The following is a 20,481-nucleotide window of genomic DNA, read 5'->3' as shown; positions in this document are numbered from 1 at the left end:
GCGCACCGCGATCCTGCCGCTTTCTCACGGGAGGATCGGAACATGGGAGTCCACGAATGGGCCCGGCAGGGCCTGCTGCGTTTGCTGGCGGAAAATGGCGAGGCGGACCGGACGATGCGCCTGCGCGCGCTGTTGAGCGTGATCGTCGAACTGAACAAGGCGCAGCGCGCCCCTGAAGACCTGGCCGGCGAACTGCGGTTCCTGGCGGAGAACCTCGACGATCAGCGCGACTATGCCTTCATGCGCCCTTGATGGAGACGGGCCAGCCGGGTTGGCTGGCCCGTCGCGATCAATGCTCGCGAGGCGGCAGGTCGGCGGAGAAAATGTCGTCTTCCAGGGTGTCGCCGGGGATCGCGTGTTCCTCGGCGGCCCAGGCGCCGAGATCGATCAGCTTGCAGCGGTCGGAGCAGAAGGGGCGGTACTTGTTGTCGCTTTTCCATTCGACGGGCGCGCCGCAGGTCGGGCACTCCACGGTCAGCGGCTGGCTCATGCTCGGCCTCCTCGCAAGGTCAGGTAGAAGGCGTGCAGTCGTTCGACTTCACGCTGCAGGTGGGACAGGTCGCCGTCGTTGACCAGCACGTCGTCGGCGTGCTTCAGGCGTTCGTCGCGCCGGGCCTGGGCCTGGAGGATCGAGCGCACCTGCTCCTCGGAGACCTTGTCGCGGAGCATGGTGCGTTGCAGTTGCAGGTGTTCCGGGGTGTCCACCACCAGCACGCGCTGGGTCATGTGGCGCTGCCCGGACTCCACCAGCAGCGGCGAAACCAGGATGGCGTAGGGCGATTCGGCCCTGGCCAGGTACTGGACGATCTCCGCGCCGATCAGCGGGTGCAGCAGTTGTTCCAGCCAGCGCCGCTCCTCAGGCGCCTGGAAGATCCGTTCGCGCAGGGCGGCGCGGTCGAGCTGGCCGTCGGGCAGGAGGATGCCGTCGCCGAAGCGTTCGACGATCTTCGCCAGGGCCGGGCGCCCCGGTTCCACCACCCAGCGGGCGGCATGGTCGGCGTCCACCAGGTGGACGCCGAGGGCGGCGAAATGCTCGGCGGCCGCGCTCTTGCCGCTGCCGATGCCGCCTGTGAGGCCAAGTATCCAGGGTTGGGTCATTTGAATCCGGCGAATTGCAAATAGGTCCGGGTTATTTGATCACCCCAGAGCAATGCAATCCACCCGGCAATCGCCAGATAGGGACCGAAGGGGATCGGCGTGCCGCTTGCGGCGTTGCGCAGGCGCAGCATGATCACCCCGAGGATGGCCCCGACCAGCGACGACAGCAGGATGGTCAGCGGCAGGACCTGCCAGCCGCCCCAGGCGCCGAGCATGGCCAGCAGCTTGAAGTCGCCGTAGCCCATGCCTTCCTTGCCGGTCACCAGCTTGAACAGCCAGAACACCGACCACAGGCTGAGGTAGCCGAACACCGCGCCGAACAGCGCGTCGTCGAGGCTGGCGAAGAGGCCGAAATGGTTGGCGATCAGGCCCAGCCAGAGCAGCGGCAGCACCAGCACGTCCGGCAGCAGCTGGTGATCGGCATCGATCAGGCTCATCGCCAGCAGGCCCCAGGTCAGCAGGAGCATCGCGCCCGCCTGCCAGGTGAAGCCGAAATGCCAGGCGACGTAGCCGGAAAGCAGCGCGGTGGCCAGTTCCACCAGGGGGTAGCGTTTGCCGATGGCGGCCTTGCAGGACGAGCACTTGCCGCCCAGCGCCAGGTAGCTGAGCACCGGGATGTTTTCCCAGGGACGGATCTCGTGGCCGCAATGCGGGCACGAGGAGTTCGGCAGGACCAGGTTGTAGATCGCCGGATCAGGCTCCGGCTGCAGCCCGAGCGCCTCGCGGGCCTCGGCCTTCCAGTTGCGCTCCATCATCTTCGGCAGGCGGTGCACGACGACGTTGAGGAAGCTGCCGACCAGCAGGCCGAGGACGATGGCGCACAAGACAAAGGCCAGCGGATGGCTGGCCAGGTAGTCGAGAAGGGGCATGTTTATACAACGGAACCCAGTTGGAAGATCGGCAGGTACATGGCGATGATCAGACCACCGACCAGCACACCGAGGACTGCCATGATCATTGGTTCCATGAGTGTCGTTAGGTTGTCGACGGCATTGTCGACTTCCTCCTCATAGAAGCCGGCTACTTTCCCGAGCATCTCATCCAGCGAGCCTGATTCCTCACCGATCGCAGCCATCTGGATGGCCATGCTGGGGAATACGTTGGTGGTGCGCATGGAGAAATTCAGCTGCATGCCGGTGGAAACATCTTGCTTAATCCTGCTGACGGCATTTCTGAAGACTACGTTGCCAGTAGCTCCAGCTACGGAATCCAGGGCTTCTACCAGCGGAACACCGGCGGCGAAAGTGGTCGAAAGTGTGCGCGCGTAGCGGGCGACGGCGGATTTGTAGAGGATGTTGCCAACGACCGGAAGCTTCAACAGGTTGCGATCGGTGGCATCGCGTAATTTCTCCGATCGCTTATAGGCCTCCTTCAGGACGAAGCCCACTCCTATCAGGCCCGCCAGTGCGAGCAGCCACCATTCCTGCAGGAACTCGGAAATATTGATGACCATCTGGGTAAAGGCCGGCAGCTCGGCGCCAAAGCCTTCGAATACCGACTGGAACTGTGGCACGACCTTGATCAGCAGAATGGCCGAGACGATCACTGCCACGATGACTACCGCGATGGGGTAGGTCATGGCCTTGCGAATCTTGGCTTTCAGCGATTCGGTTTTTTCCTTGTAGGTCGCGACGCGATCGAGCAACGTTTCCAGCGCACCGGACTGCTCGCCAGCATCCACCAGGTTGCAGTACAGGTCATCGAAGTACATGGGCTTTTTGCGCAGGGAGTTGGCCAGGCTATTGCCTGAGGCAACTTCCTGCTTGATCTCCTCGACGAGTTTGCGCATGTTCGGATTGTCGAAGCCTTCGCCGATGATATCGAAGGATTGCAAAAGGGGGACGCCCGCACCCATCATGGTGGACAACTGACGCGTGAACAGGGCGATGTCCATGGGCTTGATCTTTTTTCCCCGGCCCATCAGGGAAATGCCCTTCTTGCGTACCTTGAGCGGATTGATACCCTGCTTTCGCAGTTGCGCCTTGACCAGCATGGGGTTCTGGCTGGTCAGTTCCCCCTTGACCTTGGCCCCTTTCTTGTCGGTGCCTTCCCAGGTGAAGACACTGGTTTTTAACGCTTTATCCGCCATGGATTAGTCCTTGGTCACGCGGTTGACTTCCTCCAGGCTGGTGATTCCCTGCATGGCTTTCAGCAGGCCTGAGGAGCGCAGATCGTTGAAGCCTTCTTTGCGGGCTTGCTCGGCGATCTCGATGGAGTTGCCTTCCTCCATGATAATCCGCTGCAGGGCGGGGGTGTTTTTAACCACTTCATAAATACCGACGCGACCTTTGTAACCGCCTTTGCAATTTTCACAGCCCACCGGCGAATACAGCTTGAAGGTGCCGATCAGTTCTTCAGGGAAGCCCTCGTGAAGCAGAGTTTCCCTCGGAACATCGTGTTCTTTCTTGCAATGCGAACAGAGTTTTCGCGCAAGGCGCTGGGCGATGATCAGGTTCACCGAGGTCGCCAGGTTGAACGCCGGCACGCCCATGTTCAGCAGACGGGTGAGGGTCTCGGCGGCGCTGTTGGTGTGCAGGGTGGACATCACCATGTGCCCGGTCTGCGCCGCCTTGATGGCGATCTCGGCGGTTTCCAGGTCGCGGATCTCGCCGACCATGATCACGTCCGGATCCTGGCGCAGGAAGGCGCGCAGCGCCTGGGAGAAGTCCATGCCCTGGCGCGGGTTGACGTTGACCTGGTTGATGCCTTCCAGGTTGATCTCCACCGGATCTTCGGCGGTGGAGATGTTGATATCGGTTGTATTGAGGATGTTCAGGCCGGTGTACAGCGAGACCGTCTTGCCCGAACCGGTGGGGCCGGTGACCAGGATCATGCCCTGCGGCTGCTTGAGCGCGGCCAGGTAGAGTTCCTTCTGGTCCTCTTCGTAGCCCAGCGCATCGATGCCCATCTGCGCGCTGGAGGAGTCGAGGATCCGCATCACGATCTTCTCGCCCCAGAGGGTCGGCAGGGTGTTGACCCGGAAATCGATGGACTTGGTCTTCGACACGCGCATCTTGATCCGCCCGTCCTGCGGCTTGCGCCGTTCGGAGATGTCGAGGCCGGCCATCACCTTGAGACGCGCAGATATACGGCTAGCCAGCTGGATCGGCGGCTTGGCCACTTCGTGGAGCATGCCGTCGGTACGGAAGCGCACCCGGTAGATCTTCTCGTAGGGTTCGAAGTGCAGGTCGGAAGAGCCGCCCTTGATGGCGTCCAGCAACATCTTGTTGACGAAGCGCACTACCGGTGCGTCGTCGGCGTCTCCGCCCGAACCGTCCTCCTGGGGCGAACTGTCGCCGGTGGATACATCCAGGCCGTCGAGATCGACATCGTCCAGGCCAGCCAGGCTGTCGGTGGCATTTTCATAAAGCTTGTCGATGGTCTGCGTCAGCTTGTCGTCTTCGACCAGGATCGCTTCCGTGGTCAGCCCGGTGCTGAACTGAATGTCAGACACCGCCTGGTGGTTGGCGGGGTCGGAGAGACCGATGAACAGTTTGTTGCCGCGTCGCCACAGTGGAACGACTCGGTGCTGTCGAGAGAGTTTTTCGCTGATCAGATCCTTGGGGAAACTCTCCTTGTCCAGAGCACCAAGATCTACGTAAGCGATGCCGAACTGTTCAGCTGTCAGTTCCAGCAAATCGCGACTCTTGACCAGCTTGTTCTGTACCAGATAGGTGACCAGGGGCAGCTTGCTGCGCTGGGCTTGCAAATGGGCCTGCTGGGCGGCATTTTCATCCAGAAGATTGGAGAGAACCAGTTGCCTGGCCAGTCCGGTCAAGGGGTGGCGATCATTCATGACGGGCATCGATAGGGAGTTTGGCTTGCCTTATAGCGTAGTTGGCCAAGGCTGCCAAATTGCGTTTCCGTAGCTGTCAAAAAATGTCACATCCTGCTTATTTGGGCTTGAGGGTTATAGCTTTTCCACGAGAAATCAGGATGTTGCGCGCTTTTGGGTTTGGCATGGATCCTGCTGAAAGCACTTTCAGGCACCACGCCTGGAAAAATTATGGAGAATTCAATGAAAGCGCAAAAAGGCTTTACCCTGATCGAACTGATGATCGTGGTGGCGATCATCGGCATTCTGGCTGCCGTCGCTATCCCGGCTTATCAGGACTACATCACCCGCGGTCAGGTCACCGAGGCCGTATCCCTGGGCGGTGGTCTGAAGTCCCCGCTGGCCGAGTATGGCGCCGACAAGAACGCTTGGCCGACTGCTTTGGTTGCTCCGACCGTGACCCCTTCCGCGAACCAACTTAATGCAACTCTGATCGGTAAATACAGCACCGTTACCCCCTCCATTGGTGGTAGCTACCCGTCGGGTGTCATTACCGTAACCATGACGACTGGCAAGGCAGCTAACAGCGTTCTGACTCTGACCACCACAAATGGTGGTTCGAGCTGGGCCTGTGGCAACGCCAAGGTAGATGACGCTCAAGGTTCCGGTACCACCATCGATGCTAAATATCTGCCGAACGCCTGCAAGCCCTAATTAAGTAGTTCAAAAGGACGCCCCCTTTCTTTGGGGGCTTCCTTTTTATCCGGAGCTTGACTTTGTATACTGATCCGTTTTTAAAGAGAAAGAGACTCGTTGTCCTGTCGTTGATGACTTTTGTCTCTCTATGTCTCTGGGGACTTTATGGGCGTGCCCTGGGCTTTGATTATGTCTGGGATGATAGTCTGCTTTTTCTTGATAAGACGGATTTGTTGAACTTGCCACTCAGTTGGAAGTTACTGGCCGAGCCGGTTCTGCCTGGTACCTCATACCTGCGGCCTTTGGTGTTTTTGACATTTTATGTTGAATTTCATGCTTTCGGGCAGAGTGCACTTGTATCGCATGCCGTAAATTTAATTATATTTAATTTTAACGCTATTCTGGTTTTTTGGGTTTGCAGGCGCATCGCTTTTCTTCTTGAACGTTCTTTGCCAGAGCTGTTGGGCTTCCTGGCAGCCATGCTCTATGTAATTCATCCTGCACTGGTCGAATCGTCGGTCTGGGTTTCAGGCAGATTTGATTTGATGGTCACGACTTTTTTATTGCTGGGTGTGGGCATATTTCTGGCGGAAATAAAATCTGGCCTATTTAGGGTTTTGCTTTTGTCCGCTTGCATGATGGCTGCGCTACTGAGTAAAGAGTTGGGGGTAGTGTTTCCTGCGTTGATTTTATGTGTGTGGATGGCGCTTAACTGTTCGGCGGAGCCGATAGGGCGGGGGCTTTTTTTTGCTGCCTGCTCAAAAAATTTCAAGGTACTGTTCGGGCTGGTTTTGACAGTTCTTTTTTATTTTGTCGTGAGGGAGTTTTCGGCTGGGGGGTTTTATCATTCGCCTCTAACCACGGAGTATGCAAAAGACGCGATTTTGTATCAGCGACTTCCGCTAGAAGCATTGAAGTTCTATTTGCTGCAAAGCTTCCTGCCGTTTTATTCTATAAGTCCCCTTCATCCTGTTTCTGAGTATCAGGAAGGAGGGGTGCTGCTTTCAGCTTTAGGGCAACTGTGTACGCTGCTACTTTTATTGGGAGTAGGGTACATGGCTGCTTATAGGCGTTCGGTGGCTGCTTGGCTTGCCATTGCTTATTTGGTTTGCCTGCTTCCGGTTGTCCATATAATTCCGATGACGATAGGTGGAAATCTTGGGCATGAAAGATTTTTAACTGCACCTTTAGCTTTTCTTGCGATGTCCGTGGTGTTGGTGCGTTATGACTTGTTTTTCTCTTGCTTGAGACTGGCGCGGCCTGCTTATTTGCGAGTACTTACTTTTGCAACATTTGTCTGGCTCGTTGCTGCAGGGTTTACAGTTAACGGGATCCTGCCAATGTGGTCCTCGGAGGTTTCACTGTGGACGTGGGCCTATAAAGATCATCCAGATTTTCAATATGCCAGATATAACTACTTGTATGGTGCGTCTCGTTTTTATCGATATGATCTCGTGGACAAAGAAGTGGAAAGGCTGCAGCGTGAGAGAGGAGGGCTGGAGGTTTCTGAGCAGTTACTGTATGCAAATCGGCTGATAAGAACTGGCGATGCCGAAGGTATGAAATATCTCGAAGGCGTGATTTATGCTTTTCCAAAGTTTCATGAGGAGAAGGATGGTCGGAGCGCGATGAAGAATTTTACCTTGCTTACCTCCATGCAGATGGGGGGGGCTTATGCCGATTATGCTAATGCGCTCATGATATTTAAAGGGGATGCTGAAAAAGCCTTGAAATATAGTGTTATTGCTGAATGGTATTTAGGGAAGGGAGAGCTGATTCCTTTGATGTATCAACGTAGCGCTATTTTTTATGCTTTAGGTGAGTATTCGCGCGCTGAACGTATTTATAATGAGCAGGAGCGCTATCGGTATTATATGAAGAGTGGGATGAGATATAATTTTTCTTCTTTGTTGAAAGGGTTCTGTAAAGCTAGTTCATATAAAAAAGAATCTTGTGGTGAAATGATTCGTAGAGGGATTATTTTAAATGGTGGTGTGTGATGGCTATGGTGAGGATTGCTGCTAGAGAACGCTTTAAGGTTGCCGGGATTCATCTTTTTTTTGCTGCCATTTTATCGTTGCTCGCGCTGTCTTTGGTTCTTTTTTTATGGTACCCCTCTCCGTTTTTCCACGTGTCGGGAGTACAGAAAGTCCTGGGTTTGATTTTTTTTTGTAATCTGGTTTTGGGGCCTGTTCTTACGTTTCTTGTTTATAAGAAAAACAAACTTAAGTTCCTTTTTGATATTTCTGTAATTTTGTTGGTTCAGGTTTCTTCTTTTGCCTATGGTCTGCATGTGTTATCTGTCGGACGACCTGCCTGGTTAGTTTTTGTTGTTGATGATTTTGAAGTTGTTAGGCCCGTTGATCTGGATGTGCGGAATGGTTATGTAGATCTCGGAGTTCTCAATGGGCCTAGGTGGATCGCTGCTACTTATTCTGATGATCCGGTGATCAGGAAGGCGCAAAGAGAGGACGAGATTTTCCTGGGCATTAGCTTGGCGCGGAGGCCAGAGGCATATACTCCGCTGGAGAGCAGAAAGGATGAGATAAAGTATAGGCTGAAGCCCATTTCGGAACTTCTAAAGTATAACAGCGAAAAAAAGGTGGAGGCGGCTATTGGTGGCTGGCTGGATCTGTTCGGATGGCTCCCCTTGAAAGGGACCGCTGCAGACCTGGTCGTTTTGTTCGATCAAAATATAAAGATTATTGCTGTTGTCGACTTGAGGCCATGGTGATCTCAAAACACAGTGGGATGCCAGCGGAAGTCTATATTGTCTATCGCCTCATGGAATGATAGATTACGCCCGCCGCCGGATTAGCTCAGTCGGTAGAGCAGCTCATTCGTAATGAGAAGGTCGGGGGTTCGATTCCTCTATCCGGCACCAGTAAAACCGGGCCTTTCAGCCATTCAGTACCTTGCACCTTCAGACGCTGTGGGTGCAGGGTGGGTGCAAAAGGTCCAAGAAAAAGCCCCGCTCTGATTCGTCAGGCGGGGCTTTTTTGTGCCCAAGCGCGGGCTGGATTGCTTGCCACGGCTCCGACAAGATGCCGGAAGGAGGGCTGCCTGCAAGCTGTCGCGGTTCTTTCATGACGGGTGACTCACGACTATTCCCCGTCCCGTAACCCCCGAAGGGCCGCACGGGCAGCGGTTAGAGCGTCTTGCACATAAGCACCAGCCAGACGGGTTGATTGCCTGGCAGGATCGCTTCGATTCCGTAAGTGGTCGCTCCCGATACCAGGCGCCAGGTGGCGTCCAGGTCATCGCGGAAGCGGATGGTGATGCGATAGGTCGTCTCGGCCTGTTCCGCACTGGCGGCAAGGAACTCGCGACCTGACACGCCCTCGATGCTGGCCCACTCCCTGCTCACAGTCACCCAATCTTCGATCACTTCACCCGTGACGGGATCTTGTACTACCTCCACGCGCTGCAGGTTGAGCGGATGGCGAAGGCGACCGGCGTTCATTCCGTCACGCTCATGGAGCGATAGGGGTTGAGCAGCAGGGCATAGGCGCTGTTCTCGCTCAGCACGCGGTCCACCTGGCGCTCACGGTTGAGGTACAGGTCGGCCATCAGCAACAGCACGGCGGCTTCTACCGGCTTCGGCAGAGGATCAGGCAGGTCGTCGCCCAGGTAGATCTGAACGTGCCCGAGAGCCGCATCGAGGTAGGTCTGAATCAGGTCGTCTTCCAGGTCGTGGACGACACGCAGGTGCTCTTTGGCTTCTTCCAGGGTCATACGAAAAACACCTCTGTATCAATTTCTATGGGGGCCTCGGCGGACTGCGCGGCACCGAAGGCCATAGCAAGGGCTTGGATGCCGTCGATGCGCCCGGTGCGGCGCGACTTATCCAGTTTCCGGTTGCCGCTTGGGTCTTGAGTCGTCACGGCGTTGGCGGCGCACATCGTGAGCACCGGGTGCCCACCGTGGGCAATTCGGGCATTCAGTAGCTCGGCCTCCAGTGCATCCAGGGCCGGGGACATATCCTTGAAGCCCTGGCCGTAAGGCACCAACGGCAGTTCCAGGCCGATGCGTTCCAGCTCCTTCTTCAGCAGGTCGATGCGCCAGCGGTCGAAGGCGATGGCGGACACATCCAAGTCGGCCAGGATCTCGGCCACATCCAGGGCGACGGCCTCATAGTCAACGGTCGCCCCCGGGGTGGTGCGGATGAAGCCCTGCCGAACCCACACGTCATAGGGCGCACGGTCGCGCTTGGCGCGGTCGTACAAGCCCTGTTCGGGCGTCCAGAAGAAGGGGCGCACCTGCCACTTACCGGCCACCTTGCCAATGAGCACCAGAGCTGTGAGGTCGGTACGGGCGGACAGGTCGAGGCCGCCATACACCGGGCCGTCGAACGGCTCAGGATCGCCGCTACAGCTTGCCCACACGTCCGGGCTGATGAATGGGCTGTCGAGACTGACACGCTGATTCAGCAGCAGGTTGCGGGCGGTGTTGCCCATGCTCGGCATACGGGCTGCCTGGGTCATCTGCTCGCGCAGATCGTCCAGAGAGCGGAACAGGCCAAGGGCAGGGTTCGCGGCGTTCCAGCCTTCCACGTCCAGCAGGTCGCAGCCCTTCGGGGCCTCGTAGACGTGGCAGACGATGCGCGGGTCGCTGCTGGCCCTGGCATCGTCAATCCAGCTACTCAGCAAGTCCGCATCGTTGGCGGCCTGGGTGCTGATGACGATCTGCAGCGGGTCAGCATGCGCGCCCTGACTGGTAATGATGGCGTCCACGAAGTCGGATTGAGGGCCGCGTACCTGGCCCACCTCATCGAGGATAGCCAGCACCGGGGACAATCCATGCGCGGTCCTACCATCCGCGGCAAGGGCGCGGAACTCGGTATTCAGGGGCAGCCCCAGCAGGCGCTTGCCACTTGGCACGATGCGGACAATCCGGCTCAGGGCCTCGGACTGTTGCACCATCTTGGCGGCCAGGTTGAACACCAGGGCGGCTTGGTCGCGACTCATGGCACCGGACACTAACTGGCTGTTCTGCTTGGCCTCGGGGCCGACCAGGTGCGCCAGCAGCAGACCAGCAATCAGGCCGCTTTTGCCGTTCTTCCTGGCCACGCTCAGGATGGCGCGGCGAGTGCCTGCGGGGTTGTCGTACACGTCGCGGATGAAGCGCTTCTGAAAGTCGGCCAGCACCAGCGGCTTACCCACGTCGGCACCTTCGGGCGTCACGCAATAGCGCTCGATGAAGGCGATGATCTTCTCGGCCCGGGTCATTGCATCGTCCCCAGCGTCGGGATCAGGTCATCATCGAACTGGCGGCGGGCGTCACGCTCCAGGGCGGCAGCCTTCGGGATGCTCTCGGCCTTGCCCACGGTGGCGATGGTATCCACCTTGAGCTGGCGGGCCGTGGCCAGGGCGCGGCGGGTCATCTTGTCCAGCAGGTCGCACGCCGGGTTCGGCTTGCCGTCATCCAGCAGCAGGCCGTCATCGTCGATCCGTTGTTGCAGGTGCTCGATGTCGGCATAGGCGCGGGCCAGGCTGGCGGCCAGGATCAGGTCAGCATCCGTCCAGGTGTCACGCGGACGGGCCAACACGATGGCATCCCAGAACGGCCTGGAGCGCTTGCACACGCGCACGCAGGCAGGCGGCGCAATAGGGCCAAGCGCAGCGGCTTGGGCGGCTGTTACGGCGGCTTTGGCGCTGTCAGAGCGAGGACGGCGGGCGGTCAGTTTCATGGCGATTAGCAATCAAAGAGCTGGGGGGGCGCGGTCTTCAGACCAGCGGTTTCTGGTGATCTTTCGCTGTTCCACGGATGCGCAGGATCTACAGGCAGGCCGGACACGTCACAGCCCAGTGTCACGCTCTTGCCCATGCTGCGGGCGGTCTTGAGTGAGTGGCACTCGTGGCAAAGGGGTTGAAGGTTGGCGCGGCTGTTGTCGTCGCTGTAGTCGGCGCGGCTGTCTTGGATGTGGTCAACGTCAGTGGCGGGCACCACAAGACCACGAGCCGCGCACATACGGCACAGGGGTTCCTCAGCTAGAACCTGATTCCTCATCCGACGCCATGCGGCGCTGGATAATGAAATACTTCTCGCCTTCGGCAGATACGTAGAACTCGCCTTTCTCTTCGGGGGCTTCATGCTGCTCCCCCTTGAGGTCTTCCAGACTCTTGAGCCTTTTGGTTGGGTCGAGCTCCTTCAGCCTGGGGGGAAGTGTCTGCAGGCGGCGCGGCTTCTTGTTGGGCATCGTTGATTCCTTGAATAGCTGGGAGGTTCTCGAGCTGGCGCACCTCGGACTTGAGCATCCAGCCGTCCTTCAGAGCGTAGTCATAGAACTGCGCGCGGTTCAGCGAGTCGCCACGCAGAAGGCCCTCGACATTGAACTCGGCGAAGAAGTGGGCGGTGTCGGTAATCAGGGAGCGGTTGATGGCCTGTTCCCAGAGCACCAGGTGACGGCGTAGGGTGTGCGTTACAAAGTAACGGCCCAGCTCCACGGCGTTGCTGTAGTTGGCCTCGCGCAGGTCGCCGATCAGCACAGGCGGAACACGGAACAGCCGGGCCACTTCCTCCACGCTCAGGCGGCGGGCCTCGATCCACTCGGCATCCTCCAGGGTCATGCTCACCGTCTTGAAGGTGGCGCCCTGCGGCAGTACGCCGGTCTTGCCGTGGTTGGACACGGAACCGTAGCCCTCGGCCCAACTCTCGCGGATCTGCTTGGCTTGGTCCTTGGTAGTGCCCGGCTGAGTCTCGATCACTCCCGACAGCTTGGTGCCCTGGGCAAACATTCGTTCCCCGTGGGTGCGCTCGGCCAGCGCCAGCCCGATGGTGTCGCGGGCAACGGCAATCGGGGACCGTCCGAGAACTCCATCGTCGGAGTGGTAGCGCAGGTGCAGAACCTCATCGGCCAGCAGGCGGCGGACGTGGCCTTTGCGGTCGGTCACGTCGTACAGCAAGCGATTGGTATCGCTCACAGAGACGGTGACATTGAGCGGATGCAGAGGGACCAGCGATTCCACTCGGCCCGATGGCGACCATTTGATTTCGGCGAAGGCGTTGCCACGCAGAAGGATCTGGCGTTGCATCTGCTCGCGGAACTCGAGGGCCGTCTGCCATTCGTTCGGCTGGTCATGGAGCAGGCGATAGAGCGGGTGGGTGGTGGCCTTCTCGCGCCCGCTATCGGTCTTGCGATAGAGGTTCAGGGGCAGGCTTCCCACACTCTCCGAGATTGCGGCCACGCAGGCATATACAGCGCTGATTGACTCGGTGCTGTTCACGTTCACGGTGACGCCGGCCACGTCCGCGCCGGTGAACTGATTCCAGTAGGTGTCATAGGTCGGAGTGGTGTTGCGCTTGAGCAGACGGTCGAGGAACTTCACGCGACGGCCTCCAGGTAGCGGCGAGCCAGGTTAAGGCGACCGAACGCAAGCGAGCGGAGCGACACGCTGGTGCTGTCGTACGCCGGGCGAGAGGTCAGGGTGATCTCGAACAGGTCCACGTCGCGCAACTCACGCAGCGGCCCTGGCAGCCAAGAATCCTTGGCGACCATGAAGCCGAACGAACAGCCGGCTACATCGCCACGCTTCACCAGTTCGGCCAGATCCCGCCCGAGCGTGGTATCGGGCAGGTCCAGCTCGAAAGCTAGGCCCACGTCATCCTCAACCAAGCGCAAGGTGCCGGCGCCGACGCGGCCCAGCAATGCCGTGTCATCGTGTTCGTAGATGGCACGGATGTTCACGGCAGAGGGAGCGGCGAGCGTTCGCGCAAAGGCACCTTGGCGGATCACCTCCACGAAGTCGCCGATGTTCGCCTCGGAGTTGAAACGAGCCGCGTACCCGGTCAGGGTGCGGCCCTTCTGCTCAATGCTGAATGCTCGCCGTTCCATGGTCAGGCGCTCAGGTCGGTGGCGACGACGAACGCCTCGGGGTAGCGCAGGGCGATATCGCAGGTGGCCATCGCGCGAACCTGAACACCGCCACGGGTGTATGCAGGTTCGGCGTACGGATTCACCAGGATGTCGATCTCGCTCCAGATGCCCAGCAGCACCTGCGACCAGTCGCCCAGGATTACCGGAGTACCGTTGCTGTCGCTCAGCACCTGATTGGTGGAGTACAGCGGCAGATCGGCCATGCGACCGTTCTCCAGCAGGTAGCCTGGCAGGCCGGCTTCTTTCAGGGTGGACGCCAGCTTGGTCTTGGCGGCGGGGTTGGTCAGCCAGTTCACCGCATCGACGTTCGCGATCTCGGCCTTCTCCAGCATCCCCAGCACGTTGGCCCAGGTCAGGGTGGCGAGGTTGGCGGTCTGGATGCCGGCAGTGTTGAGCACGCCCACCGGTTCATTGGTGCCGCCGCCGTAGATGAGTGCGGAGTCGATCTGCTTGGCGATGAGGTACGCCAGATCGTCGCGGACCAGTTGCTCGATGGCCGGGGCCGATTGCTGAATGAGCTGGCGGCTCATCTCGGTCTTGCCACCCACATGACGCGGGGTCAGGGTCACGGCGTCGAAGGTCATATTGCCCTCGGGTACCGCTCCGCCTTCTGCCACCCAGCCGGTAGTCAGGCCGGTGCCGAACTTCGGAATGGACACATCGCCCTGCAGGCCGGACAGCACACGCACGCCCAGCGAACGGGCCAACAGGCGGTCACGCAGCGGGCCGATGTACTGGTCGGCGCGGTGGTCGGTGCCCACCAGGTCGGTGGCGCTGGTGGTGGTGTTGGCGCGAGTCTCCAGGGCGCCCATCGGAACGAAGATACCCTGGGCTTTGCGACCAGTGCGGCGCTCGGCTTCCTTCGCATATTCGGCCTCGGCGCCGTCCAGGCTGCGGCCTTCCATCTGGGCGCGGATCACCTTCACCACGGAGACGGAGCCGGCCAGGCGGTCGAAGTCGGCAACGTCGTTGCCGGAGGCAGGGGTTCCGGCTGCGCGGCGTTCGGCATCGGCCAGGAACTCGGCGCGCTCGATCTGGGTGGACAGGGAGCGTTCTTCAGCCTTCAGGGTGTCGAACTGTTTGGACTCGTCGGCGGTGAGGTCGCGGCCAGCAGCGGCGGCAACGTCAACCAGGTCTTTCATCGCGGCGACCTTGGCGGTGCGCTGCTCGCGGAGTTGGTGCAACTTCATGTCGAGTAAGCCTCTAGAGGTGGCAGGAAAGGGGTTTTCCTATGGCCACCATAAAAGGCTGATTACTGTAAATCCATACAGTTAGAGTGCGATGAAAGCGAGCGTTGTCCGGTGTTGTTCAATGGGATTTGGGAGCACGATTGCGCGGAAATTTTCCCGACGAATGGTATTGGCGCGAGCGTTGGGGGATCGGCAAATACCCCGAAACCAGGGGATTTAAATACCTCGGATCAGAGGGATTTAAAGGTGAGGCGGGGTCACTTTTGACGCCGGATTTTCCGGTACCAGCCATCGTCACCAGACGTACACGTTTCGTGCTGGTAAAGCCGGGATTCCGATCTTTAGGAAAAGGGGAGGATCTGCCCACTTTCCAATCCGGGGCGGAAACCCAGGAGAAACCCAGCCGGTTAGCACTGGGTTCCAAGTTCCGTTTGAAACGGCAGTTCGGAAGGGTAGCATTTGAAATGCGGACCTTTGGGACGGCTGGTGTTTCCACCACGGTGTGGCACTCAGTGCCACACCAGTCCACTGAGCGCGTTAGCTGTAGCGATCGACGATGCTCTCGGCATACTCCATCACGTGCCCCAACTTCTCCTTAAGTCCCTCATCGTCTTCTGCGAAGTGCAAGGTCTGGAGCCTGCCGCATAGCGATTCAATCATTGCCAATCCATAGGGGTCGATTTGAGGCTCTTGGTCATCTTTGACAATGCGGTGGCCTACAGCGATGGGAATACCCTTCGGGCGTTCGATGGACATGAGTTTCCTCCAGTGGTTTGCGGTGTTTGACGTGGCACTAGCACCCGAGGGGCTATTTCGTGCTGTGAACAGTCACCGTAGCAGGTGGTAATTTATAAGGGTCTTCAATTTTTGAAGCTACAAAACCCCGAAAACCCTCAATAAGGCATCATTTTTTGAAGCCTTCCTGAGGGTCGAAAAATGAACCAGACGGAACCGGAATAGAAGGCTTCATTTTCTGAAGCCAATGACTTCAATTTTTGAAGCTGGTCGAAATCTAAATTAGAGGGTCAGTTTGCGCGGGGCAGTGACGGTCGGGCTGCTTTCCAGCATCTTGCCAGGACATTCATCGATGGGCGCCCAGGTTACGGCGTACAGAGCGCAGCGAGCGCCATCCCGGCCTTTGTAGTTGGTGCGGGTCTTCACGATCAGATTACGCTCCTGCAGTTCTTTCAGAGCCTTCGATAGCGTTGCTTCGGCCATCCCTCCCCACTCCTGAAGCATCACGTGAGTGGCGGACAAGTCGCCGTTGTTGCGCCCGTTGAGCTGGTAGCCGAGCACCATCAGAACCTTGAGTGCAGACGGCGACAGGTCGCGGAAATCAGGGTGCGCCATCAGGGCCTTCGGGATCACGAAGGCGCCCATCGGACCCCAATCAATCTTCGGTTTGGCTTTCTTCGCCATTCATCAGCTCGCAGGCAGGAACCAGCGGGCCGAAGCCCGCCAGTCGATCACGCTTAGGACGCTTCGCGCAGCAGGACGTACTTAGCTACCCGGTGGGGCGGACGCCCGGGGTCGGTAGCCTGGTAGGTCCAGTGCGTGATGATCTCGTGCCCTTTGTTGCGCAGGCGGCGGATCGTGTTCGGCGGGTGAACGATATCCAGGTCGTTGGCCGCCTCCAGGGTGGTGATGGGGCCTTTACGCAGCGCCTCCATCATTTTGCGGTCTTGCTCGGTGGACGAGTGTGATGCCATAGTCTCAACCTCACTTGGTGCTATCCAATGTGTACCGCCCAGACGGAGTTGCCGCTCCGTTTTGGGCACTCTTCTCTCCCTTCTTCATCACGACGCGCTCTCCATTTCACGCCTTTCAGGCGCCGGCGACGGCGCGCCTACTTCGCACTCCTGCAGGCTGTTACCGGCAACGGTGAGCGCGGCGAGCAGCCCGCCAAGGTCGTAGTCGCTGAGATAACCCTCCCGGTCGCGATCAGATTTCCGGCACTGGTCCTCAAGGATTAGTTTGCTGATCACGTCAACGGCATAGCCGGCTTCGCTCATGAGCCTCGCGGACTCATGGCCGAGGGGATAGATATTCATTGCGCGCCACCTTGCGCCTACAGCGCCGCAAGCTCCTTCTCCATTTCGGAGGCGCGAGACTCCGAGTAGTGGATGAGGTTGTGCGCCAGGTAGCAGATCAGGCTGGCCAACTCTTTGGCGCGATCTGCCCGGATATCAGGGCTCGCCTTACCGCCGACCAGAGCGTCGCAGATGGAAGTGCCCAAGGCATTCAGCCAGCGGGCTTGCTCAGTGCAATAACGGGCGTGCTCGATGCCGTCGTCGGCGATGCTTTCCACGGTGTTCATTGGATTACCTCCACCCGGGTGGCACCCAGGATGCGAAGGGTTGCGAGATCTGCCAGGCGGGTGGACGCCGGCAGGTGGAGCTGGCCGAGTACAGCGCCAGCGTGATCGAAGAGGCGAATGGTCAACGTGCGTTCTCCTTCGCCATGCGATTCAGCCAGGCCTCCAGCTCCTTGATGAGGATCAGCCGACGCTTGCCGGACTTGAAACTCAGCAGGTCGCCGCGGGCGATGGCTTCGTAGATTGCGGAACGGGTGTGCCCACTGATCCGGCCGGCCTCTTCGGGACCGACGGCGAGCGGGGAGGCGGTTGCTGCTTGGTTCATAGGTAGCTCTCCTTGCTGACGCGGGTGTCGTCAGTAGGTGCTAGGCTACACCGCAAAATTCAAACAGTGCAAGCAATTGCTATACGTCACTGTACATAACTGGATTGACTATTTTTTGCTCGTAGGCCACGCTTCGATCAGATCGCGATTTATGCGTAAATTGACAGCGACCTTGGTCGCTCAGGTAAGGCAGGACGAGATGGCTACGAAGCCGACCAAAAAGAAGGGCGAAACCAGCACGACCGTGAGCGTGGGGATTCGCATCGATCCGAAGATTAAATTCGCTTTGGACATCATGGGGCGGGAGCAGAAAAGATCGCTGACCGCAGTAATTGAATGGGCTATTTCAAACGCTATTGCGCAACAAGCCGTCCCCAACTCTGATTATAGTTTTTCTGACCTAATAGATAAGGTCTGGTCTACAGATGAGTCAACCAGGTTTGTTAAGTTGGCATTCTATATACCTCAGGCTCTTACTTATGATGAGCTCAGGGTGTGGGAGACGATAAAGGCAAGTCCGTTCTTCTGGAATACGTATCAGGATGGGACCTACGATACAACAGAAGACTCCATAAACTATGGATGGGTAAGGATGGGGTGGAGTTCGCTGTTAGAGTTTGTAGAAAAGAATAAAAACAGCCCAACTATAAAACCTATTGATGACGCTGATATTATTCCGTTCTAAATGAGTTCCACCGCCGCCGCCTTGCTGTCTGGTGCGAGGTGGGCATAGCGCAGGGTCATCGTAATATCCGAGTGCCCCAGCAGTTCCCGCACGGTGTTCAGGGGCACGCCAGCCATAACCAACTTCGACGCGAACGTGTGGCGCAGATCGTGCCAGCGAAAGCCCGTCACATTGGCGAGTTTCAATAGCCCCTCCCAAGACTTCTTCACGTTGTCCAGGCGCTCGCCGTCCTTGCCGGGGAATACATACCCGGTATTCCGGGGATGTTGTTTTCGCCAACCCTTCAAAGTCTCCAGAGCTTCCTTGTTCAGCGGGATATGTCGCGTCTGGCCCGACTTCGCGCCCTCGCCCTCGACAGTGACTAGCTTATTGGTAAGGTCAATATCGGCCCAAGTCAGGTTGAATACTTCACCGCGGCGCATTCCGGTATTGAGCGAGAGCAGCACCAGGGGCTTGAGGTGATCGACGAACAGCACTTCTCGCAGGTCGGCCAGCCGCTCTTTCTTGCGCTCGGCTCGCCACTGATTCGCGCTATCACGGTCGGTTCGGATCGACTCTTGGCGGTCCTCCATAGCCTGGCGCAGGCGCTTTTCCTCGTCGGGTAGGAGATAGCGAACGCGGCCGGCCCGGTCGGTCTTGATCTGCTTCAGGCGTGCCATTGGATGGTCATCGAGGAATCCCCACTCCACGGCCCGGGACAGGGCGCCACGCAGCGAAGCCATCTTCCGGTTCGCGGTGCTGTCGGTATTGCCGGCAGCCTGCCAGCTAATGCGCAGCGTCTCTAGGTCGCGCTGGGTGATCTCGGTCAGGCGCTTGCTCATTATCTCGGCGAAGCCCACGTTGATCAGGTTCAGCGTCTTGCTGGCGCTCTTCAGGTGGGTGTCCATCCATGGCGAATAGTGGTCGTCGATGAAGTCGCGCAGAGTGGGGGTAGTGGAGTTCTTTCGGCCCAGGGCGACGGCCAAGGGCTCGCCGTGTTCGCGAGCTTCGGCCAGATCCTGCAATGCCTCCTTGCGGGCCTGATCCAGCGTCAGCACGCCTACGCGGCCCAAGGTGCGTTTTTTCCCCCTGGCCCACCTCAGCACGTAGGCTTTGTGTCCATTCGCTGTGACGCGCACAAACAGGCCCACCACGGTGGTATCGTGAACCTCATAGGTGGCGCCGGTCGTCTGCAGGGAGTTCAGCAGGCTCTGAGTCAGCTTGGCTTTCATGGCTTCCCGTGGGTGCGTGGTGGGTGCAAAACCCACTATACGGGCCATCTTAATCGGACTCAATGAGACGCTAAGTTACTGATTTTGTTGGTAACTAACTGAATCGATTGGGGTTTAAATCGCTTTCGTAATGAGAAGGTCGGGGGTTCGATTCCTCTATCCGGCACCAGTCGCAATAAAAAGCCCCGCTTCGGCGGGGCTTTTTATTGCCTGCGATTCGTTCAGAGGGCGAGGCGCATGGACAGGTCGACGGCCCTGACGTCCTTGGTCAGGGTGCCGATGGAGATGTAGTCGACGCCGGTCTCGGCGATGTTGCGCAGGGTGCTCTCGTTGATCCCGCCGGACGCTTCCAGCTTGGCGCGCCCGGCGGTGAGCGCGACGGCGGTGCGCATGTCGTCCAGGCTGAGTTCGTCGAGCATGACGATATCGGCACCGGCTTCCAGGGCCTGGCGCAGTTCGTCGAGGTTCTCCACTTCCACTTCTACCGGCTTGTCGGGCGCGATGCGCCGGGCTTCGGCGATCGCCGGGGCGATGCCGCCGCAGGCGGCGATGTGGTTTTCCTTGATCAGGAAGGCGTCGTAGAGGCCGATGCGGTGGTTGTGGCAGCCGCCGCAAGTGACCGCGTACTTCTGCGCCAGGCGCAGGCCGGGCAGGGTCTTGCGGGTGTCGAGCAGCTTCACCGCGGTGCCGGCGACCAGGTCGGCGTAGTGCTGGCTGCGGGTGGCGGTGCCGGAAAGCAGTTGCAGGAAGTTCAGTGCGCTGCGCTCGCCGGTGAGCAGGGCGCGGGCCGGACCTTTTAGCTGGAACAGCGTCTGGTTCGGCTCGACTCGCTGGCCGTCCTCCACCTGCCAGGTCACCAGCACTCGGGGATCGACCTGGCGGAAGACCTCGTCGACCCAGGCGCGGCCCGCGATCGTCGCGTGCTCGCGGGTAATCACCCGGGCCTCGGCTTCGCGCTGTGGATCGATCAATTGAGCGGTAAGGTCGCCACCACCGACGTCTTCCGCCAGGGCGGTGCGGACGTTGGCCTGGATTTCGCCTTGGAGGTCGGCAAGGGTGAGGTTGGGCATGGCGGGCTCCTGTACGAGATCGGGCGATTATACGGAGCGCGGCGGACGGCGTCTGTGCCTGCCTGGGCGTCGTCGGGAGGGCTTCCATTCATCGGTCTTCGCTTGTGTGAAAAGAGTCATGTCTATAGGAAAACCCTCTATCTAGATTCGAAAGTATCTCTATAATGAATGTAGATACTTGTTTTTGACGCCTGGAAATTGACGTTACGGACGACGCCAATCGATCCTCTGTGCCCGAATT

26 protein-coding genes and 1 tRNA gene are annotated in these 20,481 nt (G+C 58.7%); 6 read left to right on the top strand and 21 right to left on the bottom strand.

Features of this window, described 5'->3' with window-relative positions:
* Positions 1-42 precede the first annotated feature (42 nt).
* Positions 43-252 (top strand): hypothetical protein, encoded by a 210-nt coding sequence (locus PSPA7_RS24635; protein WP_003152770.1) that lies wholly within the window; start codon positions 43-45, stop codon positions 250-252.
* 37 nt (positions 253-289) lie between these two features.
* On the opposite strand, the gene yacG is transcribed toward PSPA7_RS24635, so the two are convergent.
* Genes yacG through pilB form a run of 5 tightly spaced genes read right to left on the bottom strand, consistent with a single transcriptional unit; the run spans position 290 to position 4,894 of the window.
* Complete coding sequence (gene yacG, locus PSPA7_RS24630) at positions 290-490, bottom strand: DNA gyrase inhibitor YacG (protein WP_003094656.1); 201 nt, start codon at positions 488-490, stop codon at positions 290-292.
* Positions 487-1,098, bottom strand: coding sequence for a dephospho-CoA kinase (gene coaE / locus PSPA7_RS24625; RefSeq protein WP_003152767.1), 612 nt, complete (start codon positions 1,096-1,098; stop codon positions 487-489). The genes yacG and coaE overlap by 4 nt, the downstream gene beginning before the upstream one ends.
* Positions 1,095-1,967: a type IV prepilin peptidase/methyltransferase PilD gene (gene pilD, locus PSPA7_RS24620; protein ID WP_012077297.1), complete on the bottom strand. Its 873-nt coding sequence runs from the start codon at positions 1,965-1,967 to the stop codon at positions 1,095-1,097. Before pilD ends, coaE begins: the two co-directional genes overlap by 4 nt.
* A 2-nt stretch (positions 1,968-1,969) precedes the next feature.
* Entirely contained in the window at positions 1,970-3,187 is a 1,218-nt protein-coding gene (locus tag PSPA7_RS24615; protein ID WP_012077296.1) for a type II secretion system F family protein, read from the bottom strand.
* 3 nt (positions 3,188-3,190) lie between these two features.
* A complete protein-coding gene (gene pilB / locus PSPA7_RS24610) occupies positions 3,191-4,894 on the bottom strand; it encodes a type IV-A pilus assembly ATPase PilB (protein ID WP_033998207.1) in 1,704 nt (567 codons plus the stop codon).
* Between the two features lie 222 nt (positions 4,895-5,116).
* Here pilB and PSPA7_RS24605 point away from each other — a divergent pair, with 222 nt between their 5' ends.
* The 4 genes from PSPA7_RS24605 (at position 5,117) to PSPA7_RS24595 (ending at position 8,453) form a co-directional block, all read left to right on the top strand.
* Positions 5,117-5,587: a pilin gene (locus PSPA7_RS24605; RefSeq protein ID WP_003152762.1), complete on the top strand. Its 471-nt coding sequence runs from the start codon at positions 5,117-5,119 to the stop codon at positions 5,585-5,587.
* Positions 5,588-5,649: 62 nt separating this feature from the next.
* Positions 5,650-7,569, top strand: coding sequence for a glycosyltransferase family protein (locus PSPA7_RS32215; protein WP_012077293.1), 1,920 nt, complete (start codon positions 5,650-5,652; stop codon positions 7,567-7,569).
* Positions 7,569-8,303, top strand: a complete 735-nt coding sequence (gene tfpZ / locus PSPA7_RS32210) for a TfpX/TfpZ family type IV pilin accessory protein (RefSeq protein WP_124179916.1) — start codon at positions 7,569-7,571, stop codon at positions 8,301-8,303. Before PSPA7_RS32215 ends, tfpZ begins: the two co-directional genes overlap by 1 nt.
* Before the next feature lie 74 nt (positions 8,304-8,377).
* Positions 8,378-8,453, top strand: a tRNA-Thr gene (locus PSPA7_RS24595).
* A gap of 264 nt (positions 8,454-8,717) precedes the next feature.
* Here the strand turns inward: PSPA7_RS24595 and PSPA7_RS24590 are convergent.
* The 14 genes from PSPA7_RS24590 to PSPA7_RS24525 all read right to left on the bottom strand — a co-directional run bounded on the left by PSPA7_RS24590 (position 8,718) and on the right by PSPA7_RS24525 (position 17,274).
* A complete protein-coding gene (locus PSPA7_RS24590; RefSeq protein ID WP_012077291.1) occupies positions 8,718-9,032 on the bottom strand; it encodes a phage head closure protein in 315 nt (104 codons plus the stop codon).
* On the bottom strand, positions 9,029-9,304 hold the full coding sequence (locus PSPA7_RS24585) for a head-tail connector protein (RefSeq protein ID WP_012077290.1): 276 nt from the start codon (positions 9,302-9,304) through the stop codon (positions 9,029-9,031). The genes PSPA7_RS24590 and PSPA7_RS24585 overlap by 4 nt, the downstream gene beginning before the upstream one ends.
* Positions 9,301-10,797, bottom strand: a complete 1,497-nt coding sequence (locus tag PSPA7_RS24580) for a terminase large subunit (RefSeq protein ID WP_012077289.1) — start codon at positions 10,795-10,797, stop codon at positions 9,301-9,303. The genes PSPA7_RS24585 and PSPA7_RS24580 overlap by 4 nt, the downstream gene beginning before the upstream one ends.
* Positions 10,794-11,258 (bottom strand): phage terminase small subunit, hendrixvirinae-type, encoded by a 465-nt coding sequence (locus PSPA7_RS24575; RefSeq protein WP_041025408.1) that lies wholly within the window; start codon positions 11,256-11,258, stop codon positions 10,794-10,796. The genes PSPA7_RS24580 and PSPA7_RS24575 overlap by 4 nt, the downstream gene beginning before the upstream one ends.
* A 5-nt stretch (positions 11,259-11,263) precedes the next feature.
* Entirely contained in the window at positions 11,264-11,539 is a 276-nt protein-coding gene (locus tag PSPA7_RS33070; RefSeq protein WP_353738703.1) for an HNH endonuclease, read from the bottom strand.
* Positions 11,540-11,658: 119 nt separating this feature from the next.
* Complete coding sequence (locus PSPA7_RS24565; protein WP_012077286.1) at positions 11,659-12,897, bottom strand: phage portal protein; 1,239 nt, start codon at positions 12,895-12,897, stop codon at positions 11,659-11,661.
* Positions 12,894-13,403 carry an HK97 family phage prohead protease gene (locus PSPA7_RS24560; RefSeq protein WP_012077285.1) on the bottom strand — a complete coding sequence of 170 codons (510 nt, stop codon included), beginning with the start codon at positions 13,401-13,403 and terminating at the stop codon, positions 12,894-12,896. The genes PSPA7_RS24565 and PSPA7_RS24560 overlap by 4 nt, the downstream gene beginning before the upstream one ends.
* A gap of 2 nt (positions 13,404-13,405) precedes the next feature.
* Positions 13,406-14,635 carry a phage major capsid protein gene (locus PSPA7_RS24555; RefSeq protein ID WP_012077284.1) on the bottom strand — a complete coding sequence of 410 codons (1,230 nt, stop codon included), beginning with the start codon at positions 14,633-14,635 and terminating at the stop codon, positions 13,406-13,408.
* 537 nt (positions 14,636-15,172) lie between these two features.
* Positions 15,173-15,391, bottom strand: coding sequence for a hypothetical protein (locus PSPA7_RS24550; RefSeq protein WP_041025407.1), 219 nt, complete (start codon positions 15,389-15,391; stop codon positions 15,173-15,175).
* 261 nt (positions 15,392-15,652) lie between these two features.
* On the bottom strand, positions 15,653-16,054 hold the full coding sequence (locus PSPA7_RS24545) for a MarR family transcriptional regulator (protein ID WP_012077282.1): 402 nt from the start codon (positions 16,052-16,054) through the stop codon (positions 15,653-15,655).
* A gap of 53 nt (positions 16,055-16,107) precedes the next feature.
* Positions 16,108-16,344, bottom strand: coding sequence for a helix-turn-helix domain-containing protein (locus PSPA7_RS24540; RefSeq protein WP_012077281.1), 237 nt, complete (start codon positions 16,342-16,344; stop codon positions 16,108-16,110).
* An 87-nt stretch (positions 16,345-16,431) separates the two neighbouring features.
* On the bottom strand, positions 16,432-16,686 hold the full coding sequence (locus PSPA7_RS24535; RefSeq protein WP_041025406.1) for a hypothetical protein: 255 nt from the start codon (positions 16,684-16,686) through the stop codon (positions 16,432-16,434).
* A gap of 17 nt (positions 16,687-16,703) precedes the next feature.
* Positions 16,704-16,952, bottom strand: coding sequence for a hypothetical protein (locus tag PSPA7_RS24530; RefSeq protein ID WP_012077279.1), 249 nt, complete (start codon positions 16,950-16,952; stop codon positions 16,704-16,706).
* A gap of 121 nt (positions 16,953-17,073) precedes the next feature.
* Positions 17,074-17,274 carry a helix-turn-helix domain-containing protein gene (locus PSPA7_RS24525; protein ID WP_012077278.1) on the bottom strand — a complete coding sequence of 67 codons (201 nt, stop codon included), beginning with the start codon at positions 17,272-17,274 and terminating at the stop codon, positions 17,074-17,076.
* Between the two features lie 199 nt (positions 17,275-17,473).
* On the opposite strand from PSPA7_RS24525, the gene PSPA7_RS24520 reads away from it, so the two are divergent.
* Positions 17,474-17,959, top strand: coding sequence for a hypothetical protein (locus PSPA7_RS24520; protein WP_041025519.1), 486 nt, complete (start codon positions 17,474-17,476; stop codon positions 17,957-17,959).
* Here PSPA7_RS24520 and PSPA7_RS24515 read toward each other — a convergent pair.
* Both PSPA7_RS24515 and nadC read right to left on the bottom strand, forming a co-directional pair.
* Positions 17,956-19,170 carry a site-specific integrase gene (locus tag PSPA7_RS24515; RefSeq protein WP_012077277.1) on the bottom strand — a complete coding sequence of 405 codons (1,215 nt, stop codon included), beginning with the start codon at positions 19,168-19,170 and terminating at the stop codon, positions 17,956-17,958. The two genes, PSPA7_RS24520 and PSPA7_RS24515, sit on opposite strands and share 4 nt — an antisense overlap.
* A gap of 221 nt (positions 19,171-19,391) precedes the next feature.
* The gene (gene nadC, locus PSPA7_RS24510) at positions 19,392-20,240 is read right to left on the bottom strand and encodes a carboxylating nicotinate-nucleotide diphosphorylase (RefSeq protein WP_003152758.1); all 849 of its coding nucleotides are present in this window, start codon (positions 20,238-20,240) and stop codon (positions 19,392-19,394) included.
* Positions 20,241-20,481 lie beyond the last annotated feature (241 nt).

The sequence above is a fragment of the Pseudomonas paraeruginosa PA7 genome (genome assembly GCF_000017205.1).
GTDB classification, from domain to species: Bacteria; Pseudomonadota; Gammaproteobacteria; order Pseudomonadales; family Pseudomonadaceae; genus Pseudomonas; species Pseudomonas paraeruginosa.
This window is presented reverse-complemented; position numbering and strand designations above follow the sequence as displayed.

Excerpts from the sequence above, each read along its gene's own strand:
- PSPA7_RS24635 (WP_003152770.1), top strand. The coding sequence starts at position 43 with ATGGGAGTCCACGAATGGGCCCGGCAGGGCCTGCTGCGTTTGCTGGCG.
- yacG (WP_003094656.1), bottom strand. The coding sequence starts at position 490 with ATGAGCCAGCCGCTGACCGTGGAGTGCCCGACCTGCGGCGCGCCCGTC.
- coaE (WP_003152767.1), bottom strand. The coding sequence starts at position 1,098 with ATGACCCAACCCTGGATACTTGGCCTCACAGGCGGCATCGGCAGCGGC.
- pilD (WP_012077297.1), bottom strand. The coding sequence starts at position 1,967 with ATGCCCCTTCTCGACTACCTGGCCAGCCATCCGCTGGCCTTTGTCTTG.
- PSPA7_RS24615 (WP_012077296.1), bottom strand. The coding sequence starts at position 3,187 with ATGGCGGATAAAGCGTTAAAAACCAGTGTCTTCACCTGGGAAGGCACC.
- pilB (WP_033998207.1), bottom strand. The coding sequence starts at position 4,894 with ATGAATGATCGCCACCCCTTGACCGGACTGGCCAGGCAACTGGTTCTC.
- PSPA7_RS24605 (WP_003152762.1), top strand. The coding sequence starts at position 5,117 with ATGAAAGCGCAAAAAGGCTTTACCCTGATCGAACTGATGATCGTGGTG.
- tfpZ (WP_124179916.1), top strand. The coding sequence starts at position 7,569 with ATGGCTATGGTGAGGATTGCTGCTAGAGAACGCTTTAAGGTTGCCGGG.
- PSPA7_RS24590 (WP_012077291.1), bottom strand. The coding sequence starts at position 9,032 with ATGAACGCCGGTCGCCTTCGCCATCCGCTCAACCTGCAGCGCGTGGAG.
- PSPA7_RS24585 (WP_012077290.1), bottom strand. The coding sequence starts at position 9,304 with ATGACCCTGGAAGAAGCCAAAGAGCACCTGCGTGTCGTCCACGACCTG.
- PSPA7_RS24580 (WP_012077289.1), bottom strand. The coding sequence starts at position 10,797 with ATGACCCGGGCCGAGAAGATCATCGCCTTCATCGAGCGCTATTGCGTG.
- PSPA7_RS24575 (WP_041025408.1), bottom strand. The coding sequence starts at position 11,258 with ATGAAACTGACCGCCCGCCGTCCTCGCTCTGACAGCGCCAAAGCCGCC.
- PSPA7_RS33070 (WP_353738703.1), bottom strand. The coding sequence starts at position 11,539 with ATGTGCGCGGCTCGTGGTCTTGTGGTGCCCGCCACTGACGTTGACCAC.
- PSPA7_RS24560 (WP_012077285.1), bottom strand. The coding sequence starts at position 13,403 with ATGGAACGGCGAGCATTCAGCATTGAGCAGAAGGGCCGCACCCTGACC.
- PSPA7_RS24555 (WP_012077284.1), bottom strand. The coding sequence starts at position 14,635 with ATGAAGTTGCACCAACTCCGCGAGCAGCGCACCGCCAAGGTCGCCGCG.
- PSPA7_RS24550 (WP_041025407.1), bottom strand. The coding sequence starts at position 15,391 with ATGTCCATCGAACGCCCGAAGGGTATTCCCATCGCTGTAGGCCACCGC.
- PSPA7_RS24545 (WP_012077282.1), bottom strand. The coding sequence starts at position 16,054 with ATGGCGAAGAAAGCCAAACCGAAGATTGATTGGGGTCCGATGGGCGCC.
- PSPA7_RS24540 (WP_012077281.1), bottom strand. The coding sequence starts at position 16,344 with ATGGCATCACACTCGTCCACCGAGCAAGACCGCAAAATGATGGAGGCG.
- PSPA7_RS24535 (WP_041025406.1), bottom strand. The coding sequence starts at position 16,686 with ATGAATATCTATCCCCTCGGCCATGAGTCCGCGAGGCTCATGAGCGAA.
- PSPA7_RS24530 (WP_012077279.1), bottom strand. The coding sequence starts at position 16,952 with ATGAACACCGTGGAAAGCATCGCCGACGACGGCATCGAGCACGCCCGT.
- PSPA7_RS24525 (WP_012077278.1), bottom strand. The coding sequence starts at position 17,274 with ATGAACCAAGCAGCAACCGCCTCCCCGCTCGCCGTCGGTCCCGAAGAG.
- PSPA7_RS24520 (WP_041025519.1), top strand. The coding sequence starts at position 17,474 with ATGGCTACGAAGCCGACCAAAAAGAAGGGCGAAACCAGCACGACCGTG.
- PSPA7_RS24515 (WP_012077277.1), bottom strand. The coding sequence starts at position 19,170 with ATGAAAGCCAAGCTGACTCAGAGCCTGCTGAACTCCCTGCAGACGACC.
- nadC (WP_003152758.1), bottom strand. The coding sequence starts at position 20,240 with ATGCCCAACCTCACCCTTGCCGACCTCCAAGGCGAAATCCAGGCCAAC.